Genomic DNA, 22,828 nt, shown 5'->3' with positions numbered 1-22,828 from the left:
CATTGCTAGCGGATGGGCGCTAGCTTGGTGCCGTGGCCAAAACCCAGCTGAACGTCCGTGTGGACGAGTCCACCGCCGAGACCGCGAGACAGCGCGCCCTCCAGCGGGGCCTGAGCATGAACCGCTACATCGAAGAGCTCGTCCGCCAGGACGCGGGCGAGGCGGGCCATACGTTCGTGGAAGCCGCGGCCGACTTCATGAAGCAGTACGAGCACGTGTTCGCTGAGGAGTTCGGCGAGGAGCGCAAGCCCCGTTGACCCTGCGCATCGATCTTGCCTGGCTCCTCATGATCGCCGAACAGCACATCCCCGGTGATCCGCCCGTCACCGACTGGGGGTCACTGGTCGCCGCCGTCAGCAGGCACGAGGCGGAGATATTCGGCGTGCCGGTCTACACCGACCCGCAGGACCGCGCGGCGGCCCTGCTCCAACTCCTGCTGCACGTACCGGCCTTGGAGCGGTCGAACGCGATGTTCGCCACCGCGGTCGCGTACGGCTACCTCGTCGCGAGCGGACTGAAGGTCACCACCTCGCCGGAGCAGGTCCGTGATCTCGCCCGCCTGGTCAAGGACGGCACGGCCGACGTCCGCGCCATCGCCAACGAGTTGCGCAGCTGGAGTCTTTGACGCGCTTCACTGCGACCGTCGCGTTCGGCGGGGGCTACGCGCTGGGCCGCCGGGCCACGCCGAGCACGTGCGCGGAGGTCGGCAGCTGCGGGCCCTGCTCGGGAACCCGCAGCCGCCGGTACGCGCCGATCTCGAATCCCGCGTCCTCCAGCGCGGAAAGGGTGTCCCGGCCCGTGTGGCAGCCGCCGAACAGCAGGGGCCACACGGTCCTGTCGAGGGCCTGCTGCGCGGTCGCCATGGCCCTGCCCTCCGCGCGCCCGTGCTCGAAGAAGCGCAGCTCGCCGCCCGGCCGCAGCACCCGGCGGATCTCCCGCAGGGCCCGCGTCAGATCGCGCACGCTGCACAGCACCAGCGAGGTGACCGCCGCGTCGAACGCCTCGCTCTTCACCGGCAGCGCCTCCGCCACACCCGGTACGACATCGACCGGCACGTCGGCGCGCAGGGCCGACGTGGTCGCCATCCGCCGCAGGGTGCGCTCCGGCTCGATCGCCACTACCTCGGAGACCTGCCGGGGGTAGTGCGCGAAGTTCAGACCGTTCCCCGCGCCGATCTCGATCACCCGCCCGGACAGCCCGGCGAGCAACTCCTCGCGGTGCGCGCCGATCCCCGCCCTCTCCTCGGCGACCACGCTGACGCGGGCGTAGACGCGGGCGAACAGCGGGTGGTGTACGGCATCCCGCGGAAGTCTGGTGCTGCGCAGTGGCATGGCGGACCCCTTCTTCTGCGGAGGGCGGCTACCAGGATTCTCCCCCGGCGGGGCCGGATTGCACCGCCGTGCTCTGCGGGTCGCGACGTGGGCCACGGGGGTTCACGTGTGCTGCATGATCATGATGCAGGTCGTGTCCGGCTCCAGCGCCTGGCAGATGTGCGGTACGTCGCCGGGGTACGAGAGGTAGTCCCCAGCGGCGAGTTCGACCGGCTCGTCGTCCGGACCCGCCAGCACCCGCCCGGTCCCGACGATCAGGTGCTCGACGGTGCCCGGCGTATGCGGATCCGACTCCCGCGCGGGACCTGGCTCCACGCGCAGGAAGTAGATGTCCCGGCGCGCGCCCGGCGGGCTCGCGGACAGCAACGTCGCGGCGTAGTCGGCCCGTTCCGAGGGTACGGTCGGCCCTTCCCCGGCCCGGATGACCTGGACCGCGGGCCGTGGCGGCTCGACCAGCGTGCTGAACGGCACCCCCAGCGCCACGCCCAGCGCCCACAGCGTCTCCAGGCTTGGGTTGCCGGTCGCCGATTCGAGCTGGGACAGCGTGGATTTCGCGATCCCGGCGCGCTTCGCCAGCTCGGAGAGCGAGAGCCCGGCCCGGGTGCGCTCCCGCCGCAGGGACGCGGCGATCCGGTCGAGCGGCAGGCGGGGCGTGCCATCAGTCATGTTCGCTCCAGAAGTCCGATCGTTCGCCTTGACGAACAGTGCCTCTCTGTCCATCCTAGAAAACATGCGTTCGTTTCTCCGAACACAGGATCGCGGCCTGCTGCGCGACGTGGCCCTGGTGTGCCTGGCCGACGGGGTGATCGGCCTCTCGTTCGGCGCGATCGCGGTCGCCGGTGGGCTGCCGGTCTGGCTGCCGGTGGTCATGTCGCTCGTGGTGTTCGCCGGCGCCGCCCAGTTCAGCGCGGTCGGCATCCTGCTGGCGGGCGGCGGCCCGGTCGCCGCCGTCGCGGCCGCGCTCCCGCTCAACACGCGCGTCGTGCCCTTCAGCCTGGCCGTCGCGGACGTCCTGGGAAAGGGCCGCTCGGGCCGGTTCTTCGGGGCCCACCTGATCACCGACGAGACGGCCGCCTTCGCGCTCGCCCAGCCGGACCCCGCCCGGCGCAAGGCCGCGTTCTGGATCTCCGGCCTGGGCCTGTTCGTCACGTGGAACGTCTGCGTCCTGGCCGGCGCCCTGGCCGGGAAGGCGGTGGGAGACACCGGCGCGTTCGGCCTCGACGCGGCGTACCCGGCGGTGCTGCTCGCCCTCGTGCTGCCCACGCTGCGCGAGGCCGGAACCCGCCGCGCGGCACTGCTCGGCGCCGCCGTCGCCCTGGCCGCCACGCCAGTCCTGCCCCCGGGCCTGCCCGTACTGCTCGCACTCGCCGGACTTCTCACCGCCCGGAGGAAGCCGTGACGGGGAAAGCCGTGACGGGGGAAGCCATGACGGGAGAACCCGTGACGATCGCCGCGATCCTCGTACTGGCCGTGGGCACCTACGCGTTCCGGCTGGCCGGCCCGCTGCTCCACGGCCGGGTCGAGCTGTCCGCGCGGGTCCGGCAGCTGCTGTCCACCGGTGCCGCCGTGCTGCTCGTCGCCCTCGCGGCCACCGCGGCGCTCACCGAGGCCCAGGGCTTCGCCCACTGGGCCAGGCCCGCGGGCGTTTTGGCCGGCGGGGTCCTCGCCTGGCGCAGGGCGCCGTTCGTGGTCGTCGTGATCGCGGCGGCCGCCACGACGGCGCTGCTCCGCTGCGCGGGCGTGCCCTGATCCGGCGCCGCGCGGTCCGGCGCCCGTCCGAGGGGCAGGCGCCGTGCGATACCGCGCCATGCCGCGCGGGCACCCGTGATCACACCGCTGGATGCCCGGGCTGCATGCGGGCGGTGAACGCGGACGCGTCCCACGTGCCGCCCAGCTGCGGGGCCAGCCAGGACCTCGCCGCCGCGCGGAAGTCCGCGGGCGGCAGGGCCCCTGCGCCCTCCGGCACGGCGCCCAGCAGCGGGGCCGCCGCGGCTTCCGGAAGGTCGGCGAGGTTGCAGCGCTCCGCGAGGTCCGGGCGGGCGGGCCAGCTGCCGACCAGGACACCCGCGCACTCGATCCGCCGTGCCCGCAGCGCCTCCGCCGTCAGCGCTGTCGCGTTGAGCGTGCCGAGCCCGGCCGGGGTGACGACCAGCACGGGGGCGCCCAGCAGGCGCGCCGCGTCCGCCAGCGTCCCGCCCTCGTCGTCGAACCGTACGAGCAGCCCGCCCGCGCCCTCGACCAGGACCAGGTCGTGCTCGGCGGCCAGCTTCTCCGCCGCCTCGGCCACCGCCCCCGGCCCGACCGGAGCGAGCCCGGCCCGCCGGGCGGCCGTCGCGGGCGCCAACGGCTCGGGGAACCGGGCGAGTTCGGCGGCGGTCACCGGCCCGGCGAGCCGCACCACCTCGGCCGCGTCACCCGGCTCGTCCGCACCGACCCCCGTCTGCGCGGGCTTGAGCACGGCCACCGACCGTCCGTCACCGGCCGCGACGGTGGCCACCGCCGCGGTCGCGACCGTCTTCCCGATCTCCGTCCCGGTCCCCGTGACGACGAGAATCGCCATGCCGTGCCGCACCCTTTCCCTGTTGCGAATCCCTGTGTTGCGCAGCCCATAGCCGGCGCGGGCCGCTCGTCCGCCGCTGGACGCGCGGGCGTCCGGGCCGCCGCGGCGAGTGAGCCGGGAACGACCCCGGCCCGGCCCGTATCAGCTATCAGCCCGCCGCGGCTGCCGCCCGTACCGCCGCGCAGATCCGCGTGACGTCGTCGTCTCCCGTGATGTACGGCGGCATGGTGTAGAGGAGGTCGCGGAACGGCCGCAGCCACACCCCTTCGCGTACCGCGGTCCGCGTTGCCGCCTCCATGTCCACCTCGTGGTCGAGCTGAACCACGGCGATCGCGCCCAGCACCCGTACGTCCCGGACGCCCGGCAGCTCCTCCGCCGCCGCGAGCCCCTCCCGCAGCCCCGCCTCGATCCGCTTGACCTCCTGCCGCCAGTCGTGGCCCAGCAGCAGCTCGATGGAGGCGTCGGCGACCGCCGCGGCCAGCGGGTTGCCCATGAAGGTCGGGCCGTGTGCCAGCACCGGGACCTCGCCGCGGGAGATCCCGTCCGCCACCCGCGAGGTGCACAGCGTCGCCGCCATCGTCAGATAGCCCCCGGTCAGGGCCTTGCCCACGCACATCACATCGGGCGAGATCCCGGCGTGCTCCGCCGCGAACAGCGCCCCCGTACGTCCGAACCCGGTCGCGATCTCGTCGAGGACGAGCAGCACCCCGTGCTCGTCGCACGCCTCCCGCAGGACGCGCAGGTAGCCGGGGGAGTGGAAGCGCATCCCGCCCGCGCCCTGGACCACCGGTTCCACGATGACCGCGGCCAGCTCGTCGGCATGACGCCCGATCAGCTCCCGCAGGTGCCGTACGTACGCCTCGTCCGGCTCCGCGTCGAAGCCCGCGGGCGGCGGGTCTGCGAAGATCTGCCGGGGCAGCACGCCGGACCACAGCTGGTGCATCCCGCCGTCCGGGTCGCACACCGACATCGGCTGCCAGGTGTCGCCGTGGTAGCCGCCGCGCCAGGTCAGCAGCCGCTGCCTGGCGGGCTGTCCCACCGACCGCCAGTACTGCAGGCACATCTTGACCGCCACCTCGACGGACACCGAGCCCGAGTCGGCGAGGAAGACGTGCCGCAGCGGCTCGGGCGTGATCTCCACGAGCCGGGCGGCCAGGCGTACGGCGGGCTCGTGGGTGAGCCCCCCGAACATCACATGGCTCATCCGCTCCAGCTGCGAGCGCGCGGCCTCGTTGAGCGCCGGGTGGTTGTAGCCGTGGATCGCGGACCACCACGACGACATGCCGTCGATCAGTTCGGTGCGGCCCTCGGCCGGCTCGGCGAGCCGCAGCCGTACGCCGGAGGCGGACTCCACGACCAGCGGCTCGTGCCGGCCTGGCATCGGACCGTACGGATGCCAGACGTGCTGCCGGTCGAGAGTCAGCAGTTCGCCCGTGGACAGGGGGCCGGACATCGCAGGCGCACCCATGGAGGGCTCACGCATTGGGCGCGAGGTCGGTGCCCGCGCCGCGGCGCCGCACTGTGACCAGGTCCGTGCGGGCGGCCCCGGCGCCGGCCGGAGCCTCCTGGGGTGCGGCCGGCTCGGCGCCGTCCCCGCACGGTGCGCAGCCGCCGCCTCCGCCCGAACCGCAGCCGGACGGCGCATCCGCCTCCGCCCGGTGCGCGGGCAGCGTCGTCGTATCCGTGCCCTCCACCTCGAAGCCCGCGTCCGCGATCATCTCCAGGTCGGCCCTGCCCGCCTGCCCCTCGCTGGTCAGGTAGTCGCCGAGGAAGATCGAGTTGGCGAGGTGCAGGGCGAGCGGCTGCAGCGACCGCAGATGCACCTCGCGCCCGCCCGCGAGCCGCACCTCCACATCCGGGCAGACGAACCGCACCATCGCCAGGATGCGCAGGGCCCGCTGAGGCGTGAGATTCCACTCCTCGGCCAGCGGCGTCCCCTCGAACGGGATCAGGAAGTTCACCGGTACGGAGTCGGGATCCAGCTCGCGCAGCGCGAAGACCACGTCCACCAGGTCCTCGTCCGACTCGCCCATGCCCGCGATCAGCCCCGAGCAGGCGGACAGGCCCGCGGCCTGCGCCTGCTGGACGGTCTCCACGCGGTCCGCGTAGGTGTGCGTGGTCGTGATGTCCCCGTATGTGGCTTCCGAGGTATTGAGGTTGTGGTTGTACGCGTCCGCCCCCGCCGCCCGGAGCCGCTCCGCCTGCCCGTCGGAGAGCAGGCCGAGGCAGGCGCACACCTCGATGCCCTCGTTCCCTTCCTTGATGGCCTCGATGGTCTGCGACACGCGGTCCACGTCCCGGTCGGTCGGCCCGCGCCCGCTCGCGACCAGGCAGACGCGCTTGGCGCCTCCGGCCACGCCCGCGCCCGCCGCGGCCGCGGCCTCGTCCGGTTTGAGCCAGGTGTACTTGAGGATCTCGGCCTTGGAGCCGAGCCGCTGGGAGCAGTACGAGCAGTCCTCGGGGCACAGTCCGGACTTGAGGTTGACGAGGTAGTTGAGCTTCACCCGCCGCCCGAACCACTGGCGGCGCACCTTGCCCGCGGCCGCCACCACATCCAGCAGGTCGTCATCGGAGGTGGCCAGTACGGCGAGGGCCTCGTCCCGAGTGGGCAGCTCGCGTCGCAGCCCCTTGTCCACCAGCGTGTTCAGCAAGTCCATGGCGCTGATCCTCGCCTACGGCACCGCTCCCGGCCAAGGAGGGACCGCACAACAGCAGCCGAATGAGGTGTGTGTATTGCCACACCCTGACCAGCGCATCCCGCCACTACGGTTTGGGCACACCCAACAGAAGGCGAGGGATGGCCCGATGCCCCACGACCCGTTCGCCTGGATCGACGAGCAGGTGCAGGCGCGCCGCAGCGCCGGGCTCGTACGCACCCTGCGCCCGCGCCCGGCCGACTCGCCGCTCCTGGACCTGGCGAGCAACGACTACCTGGGCCTGTCCCGCCATCCCGAGGTCACCGGCGCCGCCGCGGACGCCGCGCGGCGCTGGGGCGCGGGCGCCACCGGATCCCGCCTCGTCACCGGCAGCACCGAGCTGCACGCCGAGCTCGAGGCCGAGCTGGCGGCGTTCTGCGGCTTCGAGTCCGCCCTCGTCCTGTCCTCCGGCTATGCCGCCAACCTCGCGGCCGTCACCACGCTCAGCGACCGCGGCACGCTCGTCGTCTCGGACGCGGGCAACCACGCCTCACTCATCGACGGTTGCCGGCTCTCCCGCGCCGAGACCGCCGTCGTCCCGCACGCCGACCCGGACGCCGTCGCCAAGTCGCTCGACGGCCACGACGGCAGGGCGCTGACCGTCACGGACTCCGTCTTCTCCGTCGACGGCGACGCCGCGCCGCTGCCGGAGCTGGCCGCCGCGTGCCGCACGCGCACGCACGGCGCGGCCCTGCTCGTCGACGACGCGCACGGCCTGGGCGTGCTCGGCGAGGGCGGGCGCGGCGCGCTGCACGCGGCCGGTCTCGCGGGCGCCCCGGACACCGTCGCCACCGTCACCCTGTCGAAGTCGCTCGGCAGCCAGGGTGGTGCGGTCCTGGGCCCGGCCCGGGTGATCGAGCACCTGGTGAACACGGCCAGGACCTTCATCTTCGACACCGGGCTCGCCCCGGCCGCGGCGGGCGCCGCTCTGGCGAGCCTGCGGCTGCTGGCACGCGGGCCGGAGCGCGCGGCCCGCGCCCGTACGGTCGCGGCGGCGCTGCACCGGCAGCTGACGGAGGCCGGGCTCGCCGCGGTCCGCCCCGACGCGTCCGTGGTGTCCGTACGCGCCCCCTCCCCGGAGGCGGCGGTGCAATGGGCCGCGGACTGCCGGGCCGCCGGGCTCGTGGTGGGCTGCTTCCGCCCGCCGTCCGTGCCCGACGGCATCTCACGGCTGCGGTTGACGGCGCGAGCGGATCTCACGGACCGCCAGGTCGCCGAGGCGGCCGGCGTGATCGCCGCGACGGCACCGGCCGCCTGACGCGCACGGCTCGGCTCGGAGCTCAGCTCCGCGCGTTCGGCTGCGCGCGCTCAGTTCTTGCCGTCGAACCGCCCCGCACGCACGGCGTCGACGAACGACGACCACGCGGCGGGGGAGAAGAGCAGCGCGGGCCCGGCGGTGTTCTTGGAGTCGCGCACGGCCACGCGTAAAGCCCCGTTCACGGGCGGCTGTTCCGACGCGAGCACGGCCGCTTCGACGCAGTTGTTCATGCCGGTGCTGCGGCTGCTGCGCCGCCAACGGACGCCGGGCAGATGGTCACTGCAGGCTATGTACCGGGTGTGGGGGGTGAGCATTCTTCCGCCTCCTCAAGCCATCGCCGATCGCGGCGATGAAAGCCAACGAGTCCTCGCACGGGAGGGCGCTCCCCCGCAGCGTGTCGAATGCATCGCTGTACGCCCTGAGGTCTTCTTTCCGTTCGAGGTAGAGGCTACTCGTCAAATGGTCGAGAACGACAACATCCAGATCAGCAATGAGCGGAAAGGAAAAGATAACGAAAGGACCTGTGACTCCGATGTGCACGCCGTGGGCGAACGGCAGGACCTGAAGCCGCACTTGGGGCAGCGAGCCGACCTCGACCAGGTGCCGCAGCTGCTCCGCCATCACCTCGGGACCGCCGACCTCCCGCCGCAACACCGCTTCGTCCAGCACCGCGTGGAGCTCCAGCGGCGGGTCGCCCCGCAGCACGTCCTGCCGCGCGATCCGCACCTCCACCAGCTCGTCCACCCGCTCCTGCGGAAGCTCCGCGAGTGCGGCCCGGGTCACCACACGGGCGTAGCGAGGCGTCTGCAACAGCCCCGGCACGACGAGCGTCTCCAGCGTCCTGGCCCGTACCGCCTCCGCTTCCAGGCTGATGAAGTCCCGGTACGCGGAGGGCAGCAGCTCGCGGTACGCGTGCCACCACGCCCGCTGCCCGCCGTTCGCATCGGAGTTGGCGAGCGCCGCCAGCAGCGCACGCAACTCGCGGTCCGTCACGCCGTACACGTCCAGCAGCCGCGTCACGTCCGTGGACTTCACTCCGCTGCGACCGGTCTCGATCCGGCTCACCTTCGACTGGTGCCAGCCCGCCAGGCGGGCCGCCTCGCCGCTCGTCAGACCGGCGATGTCGCGCTGGCGCCGCAGCTCTTCCCCGAGCTTGCGGCGGCGCACCGCGGGACCGTGCTGCATGGCTCCTCCCTGCGGTCGGCCGCTTGTCGGCGCTTCCCCGGGCCCGTGCGCCAGTGTGCGCCCAAATACGGTCTTCCGTAGCAGAGTTCACCGCTTCGAGCGACAGATATATGCACAACCTGGTGGATCGCCCACGCCATGGGCAACTTCGGTGGCACTCTGGGCGAAGCAGCCGTCCGAAGCCGACTCCGACCTCATCTCCCCATCGCGCTACGCGTCGGACCCCGGGCCTCGGTGGGAAAGGGACAGTGTCCGCCATGGCAGACCACCATGAAGCATCCGTCACCCTCCCGAGCGACCCCGCCTCGGTCACCGCCGCTCGCAGATACGTCACCGACGTCCTCGCCGAATGGGGACTCCCGGAGAGCGCCGAAGCCGCCGACACCGTACGGCTCATCGTCTCCGAACTCGCCACCAACGCCGTCCTGCACACCCTCGGCCAGTCGCCCACCTTCACCGTGGACGTCCATCTGGACCGCGACGAGCAGCTGCGGATCGGCGTCACCGACAGCCACCCGCGCCTCCCGAAGCGGCTGCCCGCCGCGGTGCAGCAGGACAACGGCCGGGGCATGGTCATCATCCGCTGGCTCACCGCGGAATCCGGCGGCAAACTCTCCGTCACACCGACTGCGGAGGGCGGCAAAACGGTCTGGATCGCCCTCCCGTGGACGGTCCCCGCGCCCTGACCGCCACGGCTCGCGGGCCATGGTCGCCCGTCCGCACCGCGGCCCGGCCGCCCCGACCGTCAGCCCGCCCCGCCGGTACGGCCGAAGCTGCCGCGCAGCAGGGCCCGCAAGGTGTCCGCCGCCGGATCCGGCTCGCCCGGCCGGTGCACCAACGAAATCGTCCGTCGCATCTCCGGCGGGTCGAGCCGCCGCACGCCCAGCGGCGTCGCGGACATCCCGGCCACCATCTCCGGTACCACGGCGACCCCGAGACCCGCACTGACCAGCGCGCACACGAGTGCGTAAACCGGCGTCTCCAGGACCACCGCGGGCGTCGCGCCCGACGCGGCCAGCAGCGCCTCCACCCCCTGCCGGGGTGGATGGGACGGCGCCATGCTGATCAGCGGCTGCCCCGCCAACTCCGCCCGCGGCAGCCGCCCCGAGCCCTCGGCCAGCATGTGGCCTGGGGCGGTCACCAGCACCAATTCCTCGACCAGCAGCGGCTCGGCCGCGACGCCCGAGGGGAGCGCCACCCGGGCAGCGGGCTCGTAGGCGTGGGTGAGGGCGAGGTCCACGTCCCCGCGCGCCACAGCCGACTCGCCCGACGGCGGCTCGTACTCCGCCACGCTCAGCTCCACCTGCGGGTGCGCCCGGCGGAACGCGCTCAGTACCGGCGGGAGCAGGTGGACCCCCGCGGTCGTGAACGTGCCCACCCGCAACCGGCCCCCGGACAGCCCGGCCAGCCGGGCTAGTTCGTGCCGCGCCCGGTCCATCTCGTCCAGCACCCGCCGGCCCCGCGCGGCCAGCAGCTCGCCCGCGGCCGTCATTCGCGTGCCGCGGTGATGACGTACGAGCAGCGCGGCGCCCGCCTCCCGCTCGAGCTTCGCGAGCTGCTGGGACAGAGCGGGCGCGGTATAGCCGAGCCGGGCGGCGGCACGGGTGATCGAACCGTCCTCGGCGACCGCGACCAGGGCGGCCAGGCGCGTGGCGTCGTACATTAAGCATTCCTTTAGCCCCAGCAATAAAATTCCCAATACACACTAAGGGCTCTGCTGGTCCAGGCTGACGACATGGATGGAGAGCTGATCGCCTTCACCGGGGTCGCCGCCGGCATGGTGGCCATGCCCGGTGCCGACTTCGCCGTGGTCGTACGCAGCGCGCTCGGCTCGCGCCGCGCCGGAGTGGCCGCCGCGGTGGGGGTGGCCGGCGGGTTGCTGGTGCACACCGCACTCGCGGTCGCCGGGCTCGCGGCGGTGCTGATCGCCGTGCCCGCGCTCTTCCGCGCCGTTCAGGTTCTCGGCGGGGCGTATCTGCTCTGGCTGGGTGGCCGGATCCTGCTCCCGGCAGTACGCCGTCCGCTCGACGCCGCGGAGCCCGAGGTCCGCGGATCGGGCGGACCCGGGAAGGACGGTGTGGTGGGCGGACCCGCGAGCGGCGGCATCGGCACGAGCCTGCGGCAGGGCTTCCTCACCAACGCCCTCAACCCCAAGGCGCCGGTCCTCTTCCTGAGCCTCCTGCCGCAGTTCGTGCCGGACGGTGCGCCCGCTCTGCCGCGCACCCTGCTGCTGGCCGTGGTGGTCGTGGCCATCGCGCTGGTGTGGTTCCCGGCCGTCGCGCTCCTCGTCGACCGGCTCGGCGGGCGGCTACGGCGGCCCCGTACGGCTCGTGGACTGGAGCTCGTCACCGGGGCGGTGCTCGCGGCGCTCGGACTGCTGTTGCTGCTGGAGCCGCTGACGGTCTGACATATGGCCTGATGCCTCAGACCCGGCCGTAGCTGACGTCGCGGGACCAGATCGGGTCGAGCCGTACGACGGAACCGGCCTTGGGGGAGTGCAGGACCTTCCCGTTCCCCGCGTACATGCCTACGTGGTAGACGCCGCGCCCGGCGCCGAAGAAGACGAGGTCACCGGGGCGCCGGGCGGAGGCGGGGACGCGGCGGGTCGAGTTGTACTGGCCCACCGCCGTGCGCGGCAGCTTCTTCCCAACGGACTTGTACGCGTAGGCCGTCAGCCCCGAGCAGTCGAAGCCTCCCGGTCCTGAGCCTCCGTATCGGTAGGGGGCGCCGCGTTTCGCGGAGGCGACGCGAAGGGCCTCGGCTCCCAGCGAGGTTGTCCTCTTCGCGTGCGCTTTCTTCTTCTTGGCGTGCGGCTTGGCGTGTGGCTTGATGTGTGGCTTGGTGTGCGGCGCCTTGGGACGGTGCGCGGCAGCCTGCTCTCCGGACTTGTGCGGCTTGGCGCCCGGCGTTTCCGGTTCGGCGGAAGGTGCCGCGGCGTCGGGTCTGGTACCGGGCGTCCCCGGCACGGATTCTGGTGGCTTGCCCTCGGGCGGCTCCGCGGCGGGTGGCTCGCTCCCGGGGAGGAGGGACGGCCCGTCGCCCGTCGGGGGCGCATCGGTCTGTTCCGGCTCGGTGCCGGGCATCGGGGCGGTGGAATCGGCGGCCGCCGGATCGGCCGTGCCGGACTGGACCTGGGACAACTCCGGCCACGGCGGCGGGGCCGCATACGCCGGCACCGCGGCGCCCGGTGCCAGCAGCGAGCCGCCGACGGCGGCCAGTGTCAGGGCCGAGGCGGCGCCGGCCCGGCCGAGCAGAGAGGGGACCTGTGTGTGCGCGGTCATGCGCAAACCCTTCGTCAGCCGCCTGTGAAGGGTGACCTGTCGGGTTCGGGCAGGCGAAGAATGCCCGGCCGCGGCTGCGGCTTCACCCCAAGGAGCGGCCGGTGTTCCCAGCGCGCCCCGCACTGCTCGGGTCCTCCACTCCTGCCGATCCACTCTGTCGACCGGACATCCGTGCGGCGGCAGGACTCGGCGTCCGCCCGGACCGCCCCGTCGCGGTGGCGGGGGCTTGTCGTCTCACGGATCGTCACGCACCGACGGGCCGATTTCCGAGTCGAAACCCCTTCATGTGGTCTTGATCACATTTAAGGCATTCGGGGGTCTATGGATGCTTTGTCGCGCAGACGTGACGGCCCGGCAGGCCTCGTACCAGCGGGGAAGCGTCCCGTGGCGGGCGGACCCCGACGGCCGGGCCGCAAGTCGATCAATGCCCTGTGTCGACTTGACGGTACGTCGATTGGTCGTACACGTTCGGCGGTACGGTGGGCCTGCCGAGTGACGGGCCATCAACTCCGCGGCACGGGCGGCAGGGTGACACGGGCCGCACGGCGCTCCCCGTCCAGCACCCGCAGCGCCCGCGCCAGCGTCTGAGTGTGCACCACGCTCTCACCGCGCTCGTGCATCAGCGTCAGCGCATCCCGCAGTGCGACGGCCTTGCCGACGAGGGCCTGGGCCGCGCGCAGCCCGCCGTACGTGTCGCTGGACCGGGCCGGATTGATGCGCCCCAGCAGGTCGAGCACCTCCAAGTAGCGGTCCACGAGGTCGCACTCGGCCCGGGTGAGGGCGGGCAGCGGGGGAAGTTCTGGCGGCAGCACCGCGGCTCACCTCGCGCCGAGCGGAGTGCTCGCCTGCTTGCGGCTCTGCACGATCCGGTCCGCGAGCCCGTACGCCACCGCCTCCTCGGCCTCGAAGATCTTGTCGCGCCCGATGTCGGCGGCGATCCGCTCGGGCGGCTGCCCGGTGTGCTTGACGAGCATCTCCTCGAGCATGTCCCGCATCCGCAGCATCTCCCTGGCCTGGATCTCCAGATCCTTGGCCTGGCCCCGGACGGGCTCGGAGAAGGCCGGCTCATGGATGAGCACCCGGGAGCCGGGCAGCAACAGCCGCTTGCCCGGAGTCCCGGCCGCGAAGAGCACCGCGGCCGAGGAGGCGGCCTGGCCCAGGCAGATGGTCTCGATGTCGCAACTGACGAACTGCATCGTGTCGTAGATGGCCGTCATCGCGGTCATGGAGCCGCCGGGGGAGTTGATGTAGAGCGAGATGTCCCGGTCGGGGGAGGCGTGTTCGAGGTGCATGAACTGCGCCATGACGTCGTTGGCCGAGACGTCGTCGATCTGCGTGCCCAGGAAGATGATGCGCTCGTCGAGGAGCTTGGAGTACGGGTCCATGGTGCGGATTCCGGAGGTGGTGCGCTCCGTGAACTCCGGCAGGACGTAGCGGGCGGTCGGTCGGTCCATCACTGCACCTCTCCCGTCAGGCCTCTCATCGAAGGCTCTGTTAAAAATGTACAGGACGTACATCCCGTTATGATGGGGAGCATGGCCTACGAGATTCCGGTGACGCAAGCCCGTGCCGAGCTGGCCGACCTGATCAACCGCGTGGTCTACGGCGGGGAGAGGGTCGTCGTGACGCGCCACGGAAAACCCCTTGTGGCGCTGGTTTCCGCCGCTGACCTGCAGCAACTCGAAGAGTCCGAGGCTGGGGCCGAGGAGCGGGTGATCAGCACGGTCTCGGCGGTCCGCCCCGGCGCGTCCGCTGCGGGCGAACGGCGGCGCTTCGGCATCGCGGCGGAGCACCGCAGCCCGGACACCGGCGACCGGCCGCGTCCGCGGCGGGGAGAGCGCTAGGGGCAGGGCCGGAGGGGGCCCGACCCCGGACACCCGGGCCGGGCACCCGGGCCAGACACCCGCCCCCGGACACCACCCCGGACATGCTGAAGGCCGTACGCCATCCGTCCGCTACAGCGGATGGCGTACGGCCGCTCCGGGTGCCCCGGTCGGGACCCGCCCTCAGGCCACCGGTTCGGGGAGCGGATGTTCCTGCTCCACGGGCGTCGGGGGCTTGCGGCCGCGCAGCCCGCCCAGGACCACAGCGGTCAGCCCGAGCGCGGCCCAGATGGCGAGAGCCGTCACCGCCGTCCCCGCGCCGCTGCCGCCGAAGAAGGCCACCGAGCGGATCAGGGTGCCGCCCGCGCCCGGCGGCAGCCACTGACCGATCGCGCCCACCGGTTCCGGCAGCAGCTGCGGCGCGGACGTCACACCGGACCAGGGGTTGCCGAGCAGGACGACCAGCAGCGCGCCGAGGCCGATACCGGCCGGCCCCAGCAGTGCCGCCAGCCCCGCGACCGCGGAGCTCCCGGCCAGCACGGTCAGTCCGAGCGCGCCGGCCTCCACCCACCAGTCGCCGGTGATGATGCCGAGCCAGCTGTCGGCGATCGCGGTTCCCGCCAGGCCGACCAGCGCCGCGGCACCCGCCAGTGCCGTCACGGCTCGCAGACCGCGCAGCCCCAGCAGCGTCACGATGGCTCCGGAGGCGACACCCGCGAGCGCCAGCGGCAGCACGCTGGACCCCAGGGCCGCGCCGCGCGGGTCGGCGGCAGGCGCGGCCACCACGTCGTCCGTCCGCAGCTCCGTGCCGGGCGGGATCTGCCGCGACACCGCGTCGTGCAGCAGCTGGGCCACGGTCGGGCTCGCCGCCGTGGCGGTCAGCAGCTTCGGGCCCTGCGGGGTGACGACCACGGCGCCGTAGACGTCGCGGCCCTCGATCGCGGTGCGGGCTGCGGGTTCGTCGGCGTAGCGGTGCAGGTCGAACGCGCCGTCCCGCTGCTCGAGTTGCTGCTGAAGCGGTGCGGTGGCGGACGCCGGCCCGGCCAGCCCGACGGGCAGGTCGCGGGGCGCGACGCGGGCCGCGGGCCAGGCGAAGGCCCATAGGGCCAGGGTGACGACGACCGGCACCAGCACGATCACCGCAAGTATCCGCCGGGCCGGGGGAGCAGGTGGCTTCGCGGCAGCTGTAGCCGACATGGTGGACTCCTCGATTCAAAGAGAAGGATCGTTCGTTTTTGTTGCCCCCACTGTCCTGTCGGAGGCGAGGCCTTGTCAAGAATGAACGTTCGTTTTAATTTGGGTGCATGGCCCGCGTATCCCAGGCGCACCTCGACGCCCGCCGCCGCCAGATCCTCGACGGCGCCGCCCGCTGCTTCGCCCGCAACGGTTTTCACGCCACGTCCATGCAGGACGTGCTGCGCGAGGCCGGTCTCTCGGCGGGCGCGGTCTACCGCTACTTCCGCAGCAAGGAGGAGCTGATCGCGGCCATCGCCGAGGAGGCCTTCACCACCATCCGCGCGGCTTTCGCGGACGCCGCCCGGGAGACCCCGCCGCCACTGCCGGACGTGATCCTCGGCCGCGTGCTGCGCCAGGTCTACGCGGGCCCGGCCGGCACCCCGGTGGACGACCAGTCCGCCTTCCCGCGCCTGATTCTTCAAGTGTGGGCCGAGACCCTGCGCAACGAGCAGCTCGCCGAGACCCTCCACGAGGGCTACATCGCCCTGCGGGCCTCCTGGGTCGAGGTCGTCGAGGGCTACCAGAAGGCCGGGATCGTACGGGCCGACGTCCCCGCCGACCACGTGGCCCGCACCCTCATCGGCACCGTCCAGGGCTTCATCGCCCAGCGCGCGCTGTTCGGCGAGGTCGGCGTCGAGGTCCTCCAGGACGGACTGCGCGGGGTCATGTCCATGGGCCGGGACCGTACGAGTTAACGCTGCCGAAACTCCGCGGAACTAGCCTGCGCGCACAAGGGCGCAAAACGACCGGAGGCGCAGGTGGCGCCAACGGGCCGGCGCCACCGGCTGTGTGGTACACCTTCTTCCGCGACGCGTCGGGCCCGCGTCCCGGGCCCGGCCCGGCCGCCGCCGGGCGGCTGCCGCCCCTGCGGACGGGAGTGTCGACGACTGTGAGGTGCGAAGCGTGCAACTGACCCCGCACGAGCAGGAACGGCTGCTCATCCACGTGGCCGCCGACGTGGCCGAGAAGCGCAGGGCCCGCGGGGTGAAGCTCAACCACCCCGAGGCGATCGCCCTCATCACCGCGTACATCCTGGAGGGCGCCAGGGACGGCCGTACCGTCGCCGAGCTGATGTCCTCCGGGCGCAAGGTGCTCAGCCGCGACGACGTCATGGACGGCATCCCCGAGATGATCCACGACGTCCAGGTCGAGGCGACCTTCCCGGACGGCACCAAGCTCGTCACCGTCCACCAGCCGATCGCCTGACGGGGGAGTGCGCGCATGATCCCAGGAGAGGTGCTGTACGGGGACGGGCCCGTGGCCCTCAACGCCGGCCGCCCGGTCACCCGTATCACCGTCCTCAACGCGGCCGACCGGCCCGTACAGGTCGGCTCCCACTACCACTTCGCCGAGGCCAACCCCGGCCTGGAATTCGACCGCGCCGCCGCCCGCGGCCTGCGGCTGAACATCGCGGCCGGCACCGCCGTCCGCTTCGAACCCGGCATCCCCGCCGAGGTCGAGCTCGTACCGATCGGAGGCCTGCGGATCGTGGCGGGCCTGCGCGGCGAGACCGGAGGTCCGCTCGATGGCTGAACTGTCCCGCGCCGCGTACGCGGACCTCTTCGGGCCCACCGCGGGCGACCGCGTCCGGCTCGCCGACACCGACCTCGTCGTGGAGATCGAGCGGGACCTGGCCGGAGGCCCCGGCTCCGCGGGTGACGAAGCCGTCTTCGGCGGCGGCAAGGTGATCCGCGAATCGATGGGACAGGCCAGGACCACCCGCGCGGAAGGAGCCCCCGACACCGTCATCACCGGCGCCCTCGTCCTCGACCACTGGGGCGTCGTCAAGGCCGACATCGGGATCCGCGACGGCCGGATCACCGGCATCGGCAAGGCCGGGAACCCCGACACGATGGACGGCGTACACCCCGACCTCGTCATCGGTCCCGAGACCGAAGTCATCGCGGGCAACGGCAAGATCCTCACCGCGGGCGCCATCGACGCGCATGTGCACTTCATCTGCCCGCAGATCGCCGACGAGGCCCTCGCCGCGGGGATCACCACGCTCGTCGGCGGCGGTACGGGACCGGCCGAGGGCACCAAGGCGACCACGATCACTCCGGGGCCGTGGCACCTCGCCCGGATGTTCGAGGCGATGGAGGCCTACCCGCTCAACGTCGGGCTGCTGGGCAAGGGCAACACCGTCTCCCGCGACGCCATGCACAGCCAGCTGCGCGGCGGGGCGCTCGGCTTCAAGATCCATGAGGACTGGGGCGCGACCCCTGCGGCCATCAGCGCCTGCCTGGACGTGTGCGAGGAGACCGGCGCCCAGCTGGCCATCCACACCGACACGCTCAACGAGGCCGGCTTCGTCGGCGACACCCTCGCCGCCATCGCGGGCCGCTCCATCCACGCGTACCACACGGAGGGCGCGGGCGGCGGGCACGCGCCGGACATCATCACCGTCGTCGCCGAGCCCCATGTGCTGCCCAGCTCGACGAATCCGACGCGTCCGCACACCGTCAACACCGTCGAGGAGCACCTCGACATGCTGATGGTCTGTCACCATCTGAACCCGGCCGTGCCGGAGGACCTCGCCTTCGCGGAGTCCCGGATCCGGCCGAGCACCATCGCGGCCGAGGACGTCCTGCACGACCTCGGAGCCATCTCGATCATCTCCTCGGACTCCCAGGCCATGGGGCGGGTCGGCGAAGTCGTGCTGCGCACCTGGCAGACGGCGCATGTGATGAAGCGGCGCCGCGGAGCACTTCCCGGCGACGGGCGTGCCGACAACCACCGTGCCCGTCGCTATGTCGCCAAATACACCATCAACCCGGCGGTGGCCCAGGGCCTGGACCACGAGATCGGTTCCGTGGAGACCGGCAAACTGGCCGACCTCGTGCTGTGGGATCCGGCCTTCTTCGGGGTCAAGCCGCAGCTGGTCATCAAGGGCGGCCAGATCGCGTACGCGCAGATGGGCGACGCCAACGCGTCCATCCCCACGCCGCAGCCGGTCATGCCCCGGCCGATGTTCGGCGGGATCGGCCGGGCCCCGGCGGCGAACTCGCTCAACTTCGTCGCTCCGGCGGCCATCGAGGACGACCTGCCGGAGCGGCTCGGCCTCGGGAAGCGGTTCGCGGCGATCCGCAGCACGCGGGGTGTCGGCAAGGCCGACATGCGGGAGAACGACGCCTGCCCGCGCGTCGCCGTCGACCCCGACAGCTTCACGGTCACGATCGACGGCGACCCCGTCGACCCGGCCCCCGCCACGGAACTCCCCATGGCCCAGCGGTACTTCCTCTTCTGACGGCCACCGAACGCACGATGACCACTCCACCGGACATCCGTAAGCCGGAGGCCCCCGGGCCTCCGGCCACGGACCCGTGTCCGCCCGGAGCAGCTGCCGGTGTCACGGGACGTCCCGCCGCCCGCGCAGCGCTCCTCGTGCTCGCGGACGGCCGGTTCCCCGCCGGGGGACACGCCCACTCCGGGGGTGCGGAGGCGGCCGTCGGGGCGGGGCGGATCAGGGACGCCGCATCCCTGGAGGACTTCTGCCGCGGCAGGTTGCACACCGCAGGGCTCGTCGCCGCCGGTCTCGCGGCCGCCGCGGCCGCCGGGCTCGACCCGCTCGTGCTGGACGAGGCCGCGGACGCGCGCACCCCCGTGCCCGCGCTGCGTACGACGGCCCGCCGGCTCGGGCGGCAGATGATGCGCGCCGCCCGCGCGGCCTGGCCGTGCCCCGAGCTCGACGCACTCGCCGCTGCCCGGCCGCGCGGCGCGCACCAGCCCGTCGTCCTCGGCGTCGCCGCCCGTGCCGCCGACCTGGTGCCGGGCGACGCCGCGCACACCGCCGCGTACGAATCGGTCAGCGGACCCACCACCGCGGCCGTACGGCTCCTCGGGCTGGATCCCTTTCAGGCCACGGCCGTCCTCGCCCGGCTCGCCCCGGAGCTCGACGGCGTCGCTCAGCAGGCCGCGGACGCCGCCGGCCGCGCGCTGCTCGAAGGCGTCGACGCCCTGCCTGCGACCTCGGCCCCGCTGCTCGACATCGCCGCCGAGCGGCACGCCGCCTGGCCCGTACGCCTCTTCGCCTCCTAGCCGCCGCCCCGACCACGTACGACTGAAGGAGCCGCCATGCACCTCGACCACGCGGAGGCCTTTCCTCAGCGGCACACCTACAGCGCCCCTGCCGCCCGGCGGCCCGACGGTACGCCCCGCGCCCTGCGCATCGGCCTCGGCGGCCCGGTCGGATCCGGCAAGACCGCGACCGTCGCGGCACTGTGCCGCACCCTCCGCGACGAGCTGTCCATCGCCGTCGTCACCAACGACATCTACACCCGCGAGGACGCCGAGTTCCTGCTCCGCAACGCCGTCCTGGCCCCCGAGCGCATCACCGCCGTCGAGACCGGCGCCTGCCCGCACACCGCCATCCGGGACGACATCTCCGCGAACCTCGAGGCCGTCGAGGACCTCGAAGAAGCCGTCGGGCCGCTGGACCTCGTCCTCGTCGAATCCGGCGGCGACAACCTCACCGCCACCTTCTCCAAGGGCCTGGTCGACGCCCAGATCTTCGTCATCGACGTCGCGGGCGGCGACGACATCCCGCGCAAGGGCGGGCCCGGCGTCACCACGTCCGACCTGCTCGTCGTCAACAAGACCGATCTCGCCCCTTACGTGGGCTCCGACCTCGACCGCATGGCGCGTGACGCCGGGGCCCAGCGCGGCGAACTCCCCGTCGCCTTCACCTCCCTCGCCGCCGAGGACGGCGTGAAGCCTGTCGCCGACTGGGTGCGCGAACGGCTCGCCGCCTGGACCGCGGACCCGGCAACCGCGGATCCGGCAACTGCCGACCAGGCAACCGCGCACGCGGCGCCCGCGCATGCGCCCGCGGACCCCGCGCCCGCGAACCCGGCGTGAACGCCACGGCCGTACGGGCCACCGCCCGGATCACCGCGGCCCCCGACGGGCGCGGCGGCACCGCCCTCCCCGTCCTCGAAGGCGAGGGCCCGCTCGCGCTGCGCCGCGTCCGCGCGCAAGGAGCCGAGGCAGGCGTCTGCGTCATCGGCGCCATGAGCGCGCCGCTCGGCGGGGACCGGCTGCGCATCGACGCCACCGCCGAGCCGGGTGCCTCGCTACGGGTGACGGCGGCCGCTGCGACCGTCGCCCTCCCAGGCCGGGGCGCCGCCGGACCCGCGACGTACGACGTGCACCTGACCGTGGGGGAGGGAGCGGAACTCCGCTGGCTGCCCGAGCCGTTGATCTCGGCCCACGGCAGCGACCTGCGCATGACGACCCGCGTCGACCTCGCTCCCACCGCCCGCCTCGTCCTGCGCGAGGAGCAGGTCCTCGGCCGCGCGGGGGAGCGGCCGGGACGGCTCACCAGCCGCCTCACCCTGCGCGTGGGCGGCCGGCTGCTCCTCGACCAGGAGACCTCCTACGGGCCTGGCGCACCCGGCTGGGACGGCCCGGCCGTTCTCGCCGGGCACCGTGCCTCGGGCCAACTGCTGGTCGTCTGCCCGGAGTTCTCGGACCATCCGCTCGAGGCCCAGGTGCTCGACGGCGACCCGGCCGAGGGCGAGGCCGTCCTCGCTCCGCTCACCGGCCCCGCCACGCTCGCCACCGCCGTCGCCCCCGATGCCCTGCGGCTGCGCCGACTCCTCGATGCGGCCGTCAAGTTGTCGTCTTGGTAAAGAACGACCGCATGTTCTATCGCTCCGAGGCGCGGAAGCGAAAGGATCCTCCTGCAAGCTCTGTGATCATCGCCGCCTCAAGTGGCGTACCCAGCAGGGGGAAACATCGTGAAACGCACAGCGGTGCTCGGTTCCGCCGGCACTCTGATAGCGGGAACGCTGATCGCCGGCGCCTTCGCAGCGCCGAGCGCAAGCGCCGGAACCACCGACCGAAGCACCGAAGGAAAGCTGCAGTCCCGTGATGCCGAGGCGCTCGGCGTCCGCCTCGCCGCGGCCAGAGCCGCGAAGGAGGGCATCGACTGGAAGGACTGTCCAGCCGACTGGGGGCTGCCCAAGCCCGTCCAGTGCGGCTGGGTCACCGTCCCCGTCGACTACGCCAGGCCGAACGGCCGTACGATCGAGATCGCCGTTGACCGGGCGCGCTCGACCGGTACGGCGGGGGAGCGCCAGGGCTCCCTCGTCTACAACCCCGGCGGACCCGGCGGTTCGGGCATGCGGTTCCCGCTCCGGGTGACCACCAAGAACCCGCTGTGGGAGAAGACCGCCAAGGCCTACGACTTCGTGGGCTTCGACCCGCGCGGCGTCGGCCACTCGGCGCCCATCTCCTGCATGGACCCGCAGGAGTTCGTCAAGGCGCCCAAGCTCGACCCGGTGCCCGACAGCGAGGCCGACAAGCAGGCCCAGCGCAAGCTGGCCAGGGAGTACGCGGACGGCTGCAAGGACCGCAGCGGCGCCATGCTGGCCCACATGACCACCCCGAACACCGCGCGCGACCTGGACGTCATCCGGGCGGCGCTCGGCGAGAAGAAGCTCAACTACCTCGGCGTCTCCTACGGGACGTACATCGGCGGGGTCTACGCGACGCTCTTCCCGGGCCACGTGCGCCGCATGATCGTGGACAGCGTGGTCAACCCGTCGCGGCAGAAGATCTGGTACGAGGCCAATCTCGACCAGGACGTGGCCTTCGAGACCCGGTGGAACGACTGGAAGGCGTGGGTCGCGAAGAACGACGCCACCTACCACATCGGCGACACCCCGGAGAAGGTCCAGCAGCAGTGGGAGCAGCTGCGGGCCAAGGCCAAGAAGCGCCCGATCGGCGGGGTCGTGGGCCCGGCCGAGCTGCTCGGCTTCTTCCAGAGCGCCCCGTACTACGACTCCGCGTGGGCGTCGGTGGCGGGCGTCTGGAGCAAGTACCTCGCCGGTGACGAGCAGGCGCTCGTCGATGCCGCAGGACCGGACATGTCCGACACCGCGGGCAACACCGCCTCGGAGAACGGCAACGCCGTCTACACCGCGGTCGAGTGCGCGGACGCCAAGTGGCCGACCAGTTGGAAGAAGTGGGACCGGGACAACACCCGGCTGCACCGCGACCACCCCTTCCTGACCTGGTCCAACGCCTGGCTGAACCTGCCGTGCGCCACCTGGGGCGGCCCGCAGCACACGCCGCTCGAGGTTCGTACGGGCAAGGGCCTGCCGCAGGTGCTCATCGTGCAGTCCGAGCGCGACGCCGCCACCCCGTACGAGGGCGCCGTCGAGCTGCACCAGCGCCTCAAGGGCTCGCGTCTGATCACGGAGAAGGACGCGGGTTCCCACGGCGTCACCGGCCTGGTCAACTCCTGCATCAACGACCGGGTCAACGCCTACCTGCTGAAGGGCACGGTCGACGGTGAGGACGTGACGTGCGCGCCGCACGCCACGCCGAAGCGGGCCGCGGCCGCTTCCGCCGCGAAGGCGAAGGCGGACGCCGCGGACCTGCCCGCCATGCGCTGAGGCGTACGGCCGGGGTGTGGGCATTCGTTCGTTCCTCCCCCAGCGGTAGCTGGGGGAG

Annotated in this window: 28 protein-coding genes and 1 pseudogene; 16 read left to right on the top strand and 13 right to left on the bottom strand. The window is 72.8% G+C overall.

All coding sequences use genetic code 11. The features are described 5' to 3' along the window. The first annotated feature begins 32 nt into the window (after window positions 1–32). Window positions 33–257: an antitoxin gene (locus ACTWP8_RS04575; protein ID WP_443315133.1), complete on the top strand. Its 225-nt coding sequence runs from the start codon at window positions 33–35 to the stop codon at window positions 255–257. Beyond that, window positions 254–625 (top strand): fic family toxin-antitoxin system, toxin component, encoded by a 372-nt coding sequence (locus tag ACTWP8_RS04570; protein ID WP_443320849.1) that lies wholly within the window; start codon window positions 254–256, stop codon window positions 623–625. Before ACTWP8_RS04575 ends, ACTWP8_RS04570 begins: the two co-directional genes overlap by 4 nt. A gap of 34 nt (window positions 626–659) precedes the next feature. Here the strand turns inward: ACTWP8_RS04570 and ACTWP8_RS04565 are convergent, their stop codons facing one another. Then, complete coding sequence (locus ACTWP8_RS04565; RefSeq protein ID WP_443320848.1) at window positions 660–1,331, bottom strand: class I SAM-dependent methyltransferase; 672 nt, start codon at window positions 1,329–1,331, stop codon at window positions 660–662. Window positions 1,332–1,433: 102 nt separating this feature from the next. Further along, the gene (locus ACTWP8_RS04560; RefSeq protein WP_443320847.1) at window positions 1,434–1,997 is read right to left on the bottom strand and encodes a helix-turn-helix domain-containing protein; all 564 of its coding nucleotides are present in this window, start codon (window positions 1,995–1,997) and stop codon (window positions 1,434–1,436) included. Window positions 1,998–2,061: 64 nt separating this feature from the next. Here ACTWP8_RS04560 and ACTWP8_RS04555 point away from each other — a divergent pair, with 64 nt between their 5' ends. Next, the gene (locus ACTWP8_RS04555; protein WP_443320846.1) at window positions 2,062–2,730 is read left to right on the top strand and encodes an AzlC family ABC transporter permease; all 669 of its coding nucleotides are present in this window, start codon (window positions 2,062–2,064) and stop codon (window positions 2,728–2,730) included. Between the two features lie 26 nt (window positions 2,731–2,756). Next, entirely contained in the window at window positions 2,757–3,080 is a 324-nt protein-coding gene (locus ACTWP8_RS04550; RefSeq protein WP_443320845.1) for an AzlD domain-containing protein, read from the top strand. Window positions 3,081–3,159: 79 nt separating this feature from the next. On the opposite strand, the gene bioD is transcribed toward ACTWP8_RS04550, so the two are convergent. From bioD to bioB, 3 genes are all read right to left on the bottom strand, one after another. Continuing rightward, window positions 3,160–3,891 carry a dethiobiotin synthase gene (gene bioD, locus ACTWP8_RS04545; RefSeq protein WP_443320844.1) on the bottom strand — a complete coding sequence of 244 codons (732 nt, stop codon included), beginning with the start codon at window positions 3,889–3,891 and terminating at the stop codon, window positions 3,160–3,162. A gap of 148 nt (window positions 3,892–4,039) precedes the next feature. Next, window positions 4,040–5,344 carry an adenosylmethionine--8-amino-7-oxononanoate transaminase gene (locus ACTWP8_RS04540; RefSeq protein WP_443320843.1) on the bottom strand — a complete coding sequence of 435 codons (1,305 nt, stop codon included), beginning with the start codon at window positions 5,342–5,344 and terminating at the stop codon, window positions 4,040–4,042. 22 nt (window positions 5,345–5,366) lie between these two features. Then, window positions 5,367–6,548: a biotin synthase BioB gene (gene bioB / locus ACTWP8_RS04535; protein WP_443320842.1), complete on the bottom strand. Its 1,182-nt coding sequence runs from the start codon at window positions 6,546–6,548 to the stop codon at window positions 5,367–5,369. 148 nt (window positions 6,549–6,696) lie between these two features. On the opposite strand from bioB, the gene ACTWP8_RS04530 reads away from it, so the two are divergent. Next, window positions 6,697–7,845, top strand: a complete 1,149-nt coding sequence (locus ACTWP8_RS04530; RefSeq protein WP_443320841.1) for an 8-amino-7-oxononanoate synthase — start codon at window positions 6,697–6,699, stop codon at window positions 7,843–7,845. A gap of 50 nt (window positions 7,846–7,895) precedes the next feature. Here the strand turns inward: ACTWP8_RS04530 and ACTWP8_RS04525 are convergent, their stop codons facing one another. Next, entirely contained in the window at window positions 7,896–8,159 is a 264-nt protein-coding gene (locus tag ACTWP8_RS04525; protein ID WP_443320840.1) for a DUF397 domain-containing protein, read from the bottom strand. Beyond that, on the bottom strand, window positions 8,122–9,030 hold the full coding sequence (locus tag ACTWP8_RS04520) for a helix-turn-helix domain-containing protein (protein WP_443320839.1): 909 nt from the start codon (window positions 9,028–9,030) through the stop codon (window positions 8,122–8,124). The genes ACTWP8_RS04525 and ACTWP8_RS04520 overlap by 38 nt, the downstream gene beginning before the upstream one ends. A gap of 257 nt (window positions 9,031–9,287) precedes the next feature. Between ACTWP8_RS04520 and ACTWP8_RS04515 the strand changes: the two genes are divergently transcribed. Next, on the top strand, window positions 9,288–9,716 hold the full coding sequence (locus ACTWP8_RS04515) for an ATP-binding protein (RefSeq protein WP_443320838.1): 429 nt from the start codon (window positions 9,288–9,290) through the stop codon (window positions 9,714–9,716). Between the two features lie 59 nt (window positions 9,717–9,775). Here the strand turns inward: ACTWP8_RS04515 and ACTWP8_RS04510 are convergent, their stop codons facing one another. Further along, a complete protein-coding gene (locus tag ACTWP8_RS04510) occupies window positions 9,776–10,693 on the bottom strand; it encodes a LysR family transcriptional regulator (RefSeq protein WP_443320837.1) in 918 nt (305 codons plus the stop codon). A 72-nt stretch (window positions 10,694–10,765) separates the two neighbouring features. On the opposite strand from ACTWP8_RS04510, the gene ACTWP8_RS04505 reads away from it, so the two are divergent. Next, window positions 10,766–11,437, top strand: coding sequence for a LysE family translocator (locus ACTWP8_RS04505; RefSeq protein ID WP_443320836.1), 672 nt, complete (start codon window positions 10,766–10,768; stop codon window positions 11,435–11,437). Between the two features lie 16 nt (window positions 11,438–11,453). Here ACTWP8_RS04505 and ACTWP8_RS04500 read toward each other — a convergent pair whose 3' ends face one another. From ACTWP8_RS04500 to ACTWP8_RS04485, 4 genes and pseudogenes are all read right to left on the bottom strand, one after another. Beyond that, on the bottom strand, window positions 11,454–11,861 hold the full coding sequence (locus ACTWP8_RS04500) for a C40 family peptidase (protein ID WP_443320975.1): 408 nt from the start codon (window positions 11,859–11,861) through the stop codon (window positions 11,454–11,456). 326 nt (window positions 11,862–12,187) lie between these two features. Further along, a pseudogene (locus tag ACTWP8_RS04495) lies at window positions 12,188–12,311 on the bottom strand (NlpC/P60 family protein); the annotation flags it as partial. A gap of 503 nt (window positions 12,312–12,814) precedes the next feature. Continuing rightward, window positions 12,815–13,123, bottom strand: a complete 309-nt coding sequence (locus ACTWP8_RS04490) for a hypothetical protein (protein WP_443315118.1) — start codon at window positions 13,121–13,123, stop codon at window positions 12,815–12,817. A gap of 6 nt (window positions 13,124–13,129) precedes the next feature. After that, on the bottom strand, window positions 13,130–13,765 hold the full coding sequence (locus ACTWP8_RS04485; RefSeq protein ID WP_443320835.1) for an ATP-dependent Clp protease proteolytic subunit: 636 nt from the start codon (window positions 13,763–13,765) through the stop codon (window positions 13,130–13,132). 81 nt (window positions 13,766–13,846) lie between these two features. Here ACTWP8_RS04485 and ACTWP8_RS04480 point away from each other — a divergent pair, with 81 nt between their 5' ends. Beyond that, a complete protein-coding gene (locus ACTWP8_RS04480) occupies window positions 13,847–14,155 on the top strand; it encodes a type II toxin-antitoxin system Phd/YefM family antitoxin (RefSeq protein ID WP_443320834.1) in 309 nt (102 codons plus the stop codon). 162 nt (window positions 14,156–14,317) lie between these two features. Here ACTWP8_RS04480 and ACTWP8_RS04475 read toward each other — a convergent pair whose 3' ends face one another. Further along, a complete protein-coding gene (locus ACTWP8_RS04475; RefSeq protein ID WP_443320833.1) occupies window positions 14,318–15,331 on the bottom strand; it encodes an ABC transporter permease in 1,014 nt (337 codons plus the stop codon). Window positions 15,332–15,438: 107 nt separating this feature from the next. Here ACTWP8_RS04475 and ACTWP8_RS04470 point away from each other — a divergent pair, with 107 nt between their 5' ends. From ACTWP8_RS04470 to ACTWP8_RS04435, 8 genes are all read left to right on the top strand, one after another. Further along, entirely contained in the window at window positions 15,439–16,065 is a 627-nt protein-coding gene (locus tag ACTWP8_RS04470) for a TetR/AcrR family transcriptional regulator (RefSeq protein ID WP_443315114.1), read from the top strand. A 208-nt stretch (window positions 16,066–16,273) separates the two neighbouring features. Further along, window positions 16,274–16,576, top strand: coding sequence for an urease subunit gamma (locus ACTWP8_RS04465; RefSeq protein WP_443320832.1), 303 nt, complete (start codon window positions 16,274–16,276; stop codon window positions 16,574–16,576). 15 nt (window positions 16,577–16,591) lie between these two features. Continuing rightward, window positions 16,592–16,903, top strand: coding sequence for an urease subunit beta (locus ACTWP8_RS04460; protein ID WP_443315112.1), 312 nt, complete (start codon window positions 16,592–16,594; stop codon window positions 16,901–16,903). Continuing rightward, on the top strand, window positions 16,896–18,617 hold the full coding sequence (locus tag ACTWP8_RS04455; protein ID WP_443320831.1) for an urease subunit alpha: 1,722 nt from the start codon (window positions 16,896–16,898) through the stop codon (window positions 18,615–18,617). Before ACTWP8_RS04460 ends, ACTWP8_RS04455 begins: the two co-directional genes overlap by 8 nt. Window positions 18,618–18,634: 17 nt before the next feature. Further along, window positions 18,635–19,408 (top strand): urease accessory protein UreF, encoded by a 774-nt coding sequence (locus ACTWP8_RS04450; protein ID WP_443320830.1) that lies wholly within the window; start codon window positions 18,635–18,637, stop codon window positions 19,406–19,408. Window positions 19,409–19,444: 36 nt separating this feature from the next. Further along, the gene (ureG, locus tag ACTWP8_RS04445) at window positions 19,445–20,227 is read left to right on the top strand and encodes an urease accessory protein UreG (protein ID WP_443320829.1); all 783 of its coding nucleotides are present in this window, start codon (window positions 19,445–19,447) and stop codon (window positions 20,225–20,227) included. Beyond that, window positions 20,224–21,000, top strand: a complete 777-nt coding sequence (locus tag ACTWP8_RS04440; protein WP_443320828.1) for an urease accessory protein UreD — start codon at window positions 20,224–20,226, stop codon at window positions 20,998–21,000. Before ureG ends, ACTWP8_RS04440 begins: the two co-directional genes overlap by 4 nt. Before the next feature lie 108 nt (window positions 21,001–21,108). Next, window positions 21,109–22,770 carry an alpha/beta hydrolase gene (locus ACTWP8_RS04435; RefSeq protein WP_443320827.1) on the top strand — a complete coding sequence of 554 codons (1,662 nt, stop codon included), beginning with the start codon at window positions 21,109–21,111 and terminating at the stop codon, window positions 22,768–22,770. The last annotated feature ends 58 nt before the right edge of the window (window positions 22,771–22,828 follow it).

The organism is Streptomyces sp. 7N604 (assembly GCF_052245475.1).
Lineage (GTDB): Bacteria > Actinomycetota > Actinomycetes > Streptomycetales > Streptomycetaceae > Streptomyces.
Note: the sequence above shows the minus strand (reverse complement) of the source record. Positions and strands in the feature narration are given on the sequence as shown.

Excerpts from the sequence above, each read along its gene's own strand:
- ACTWP8_RS04565 (WP_443320848.1), bottom strand. The coding sequence starts at position 1,331 with ATGCCACTGCGCAGCACCAGACTTCCGCGGGATGCCGTACACCACCCG.
- ACTWP8_RS04560 (WP_443320847.1), bottom strand. The coding sequence starts at position 1,997 with ATGACTGATGGCACGCCCCGCCTGCCGCTCGACCGGATCGCCGCGTCC.
- ACTWP8_RS04555 (WP_443320846.1), top strand. The coding sequence starts at position 2,062 with ATGCGTTCGTTTCTCCGAACACAGGATCGCGGCCTGCTGCGCGACGTG.
- ACTWP8_RS04550 (WP_443320845.1), top strand. The coding sequence starts at position 2,757 with ATGACGGGAGAACCCGTGACGATCGCCGCGATCCTCGTACTGGCCGTG.
- bioD (WP_443320844.1), bottom strand. The coding sequence starts at position 3,891 with ATGGCGATTCTCGTCGTCACGGGGACCGGGACGGAGATCGGGAAGACG.
- ACTWP8_RS04540 (WP_443320843.1), bottom strand. The coding sequence starts at position 5,344 with ATGTCCGGCCCCCTGTCCACGGGCGAACTGCTGACTCTCGACCGGCAG.
- bioB (WP_443320842.1), bottom strand. The coding sequence starts at position 6,548 with ATGGACTTGCTGAACACGCTGGTGGACAAGGGGCTGCGACGCGAGCTG.
- ACTWP8_RS04530 (WP_443320841.1), top strand. The coding sequence starts at position 6,697 with ATGCCCCACGACCCGTTCGCCTGGATCGACGAGCAGGTGCAGGCGCGC.
- ACTWP8_RS04525 (WP_443320840.1), bottom strand. The coding sequence starts at position 8,159 with ATGCTCACCCCCCACACCCGGTACATAGCCTGCAGTGACCATCTGCCC.
- ACTWP8_RS04520 (WP_443320839.1), bottom strand. The coding sequence starts at position 9,030 with ATGCAGCACGGTCCCGCGGTGCGCCGCCGCAAGCTCGGGGAAGAGCTG.
- ACTWP8_RS04515 (WP_443320838.1), top strand. The coding sequence starts at position 9,288 with ATGGCAGACCACCATGAAGCATCCGTCACCCTCCCGAGCGACCCCGCC.
- ACTWP8_RS04510 (WP_443320837.1), bottom strand. The coding sequence starts at position 10,693 with ATGTACGACGCCACGCGCCTGGCCGCCCTGGTCGCGGTCGCCGAGGAC.
- ACTWP8_RS04505 (WP_443320836.1), top strand. The coding sequence starts at position 10,766 with ATGGATGGAGAGCTGATCGCCTTCACCGGGGTCGCCGCCGGCATGGTG.
- ACTWP8_RS04485 (WP_443320835.1), bottom strand. The coding sequence starts at position 13,765 with ATGGACCGACCGACCGCCCGCTACGTCCTGCCGGAGTTCACGGAGCGC.
- ACTWP8_RS04480 (WP_443320834.1), top strand. The coding sequence starts at position 13,847 with ATGGCCTACGAGATTCCGGTGACGCAAGCCCGTGCCGAGCTGGCCGAC.
- ACTWP8_RS04475 (WP_443320833.1), bottom strand. The coding sequence starts at position 15,331 with ATGTCGGCTACAGCTGCCGCGAAGCCACCTGCTCCCCCGGCCCGGCGG.
- ACTWP8_RS04470 (WP_443315114.1), top strand. The coding sequence starts at position 15,439 with ATGGCCCGCGTATCCCAGGCGCACCTCGACGCCCGCCGCCGCCAGATC.
- ACTWP8_RS04460 (WP_443315112.1), top strand. The coding sequence starts at position 16,592 with ATGATCCCAGGAGAGGTGCTGTACGGGGACGGGCCCGTGGCCCTCAAC.
- ACTWP8_RS04455 (WP_443320831.1), top strand. The coding sequence starts at position 16,896 with ATGGCTGAACTGTCCCGCGCCGCGTACGCGGACCTCTTCGGGCCCACC.
- ACTWP8_RS04450 (WP_443320830.1), top strand. The coding sequence starts at position 18,635 with ATGACCACTCCACCGGACATCCGTAAGCCGGAGGCCCCCGGGCCTCCG.
- ureG (WP_443320829.1), top strand. The coding sequence starts at position 19,445 with ATGCACCTCGACCACGCGGAGGCCTTTCCTCAGCGGCACACCTACAGC.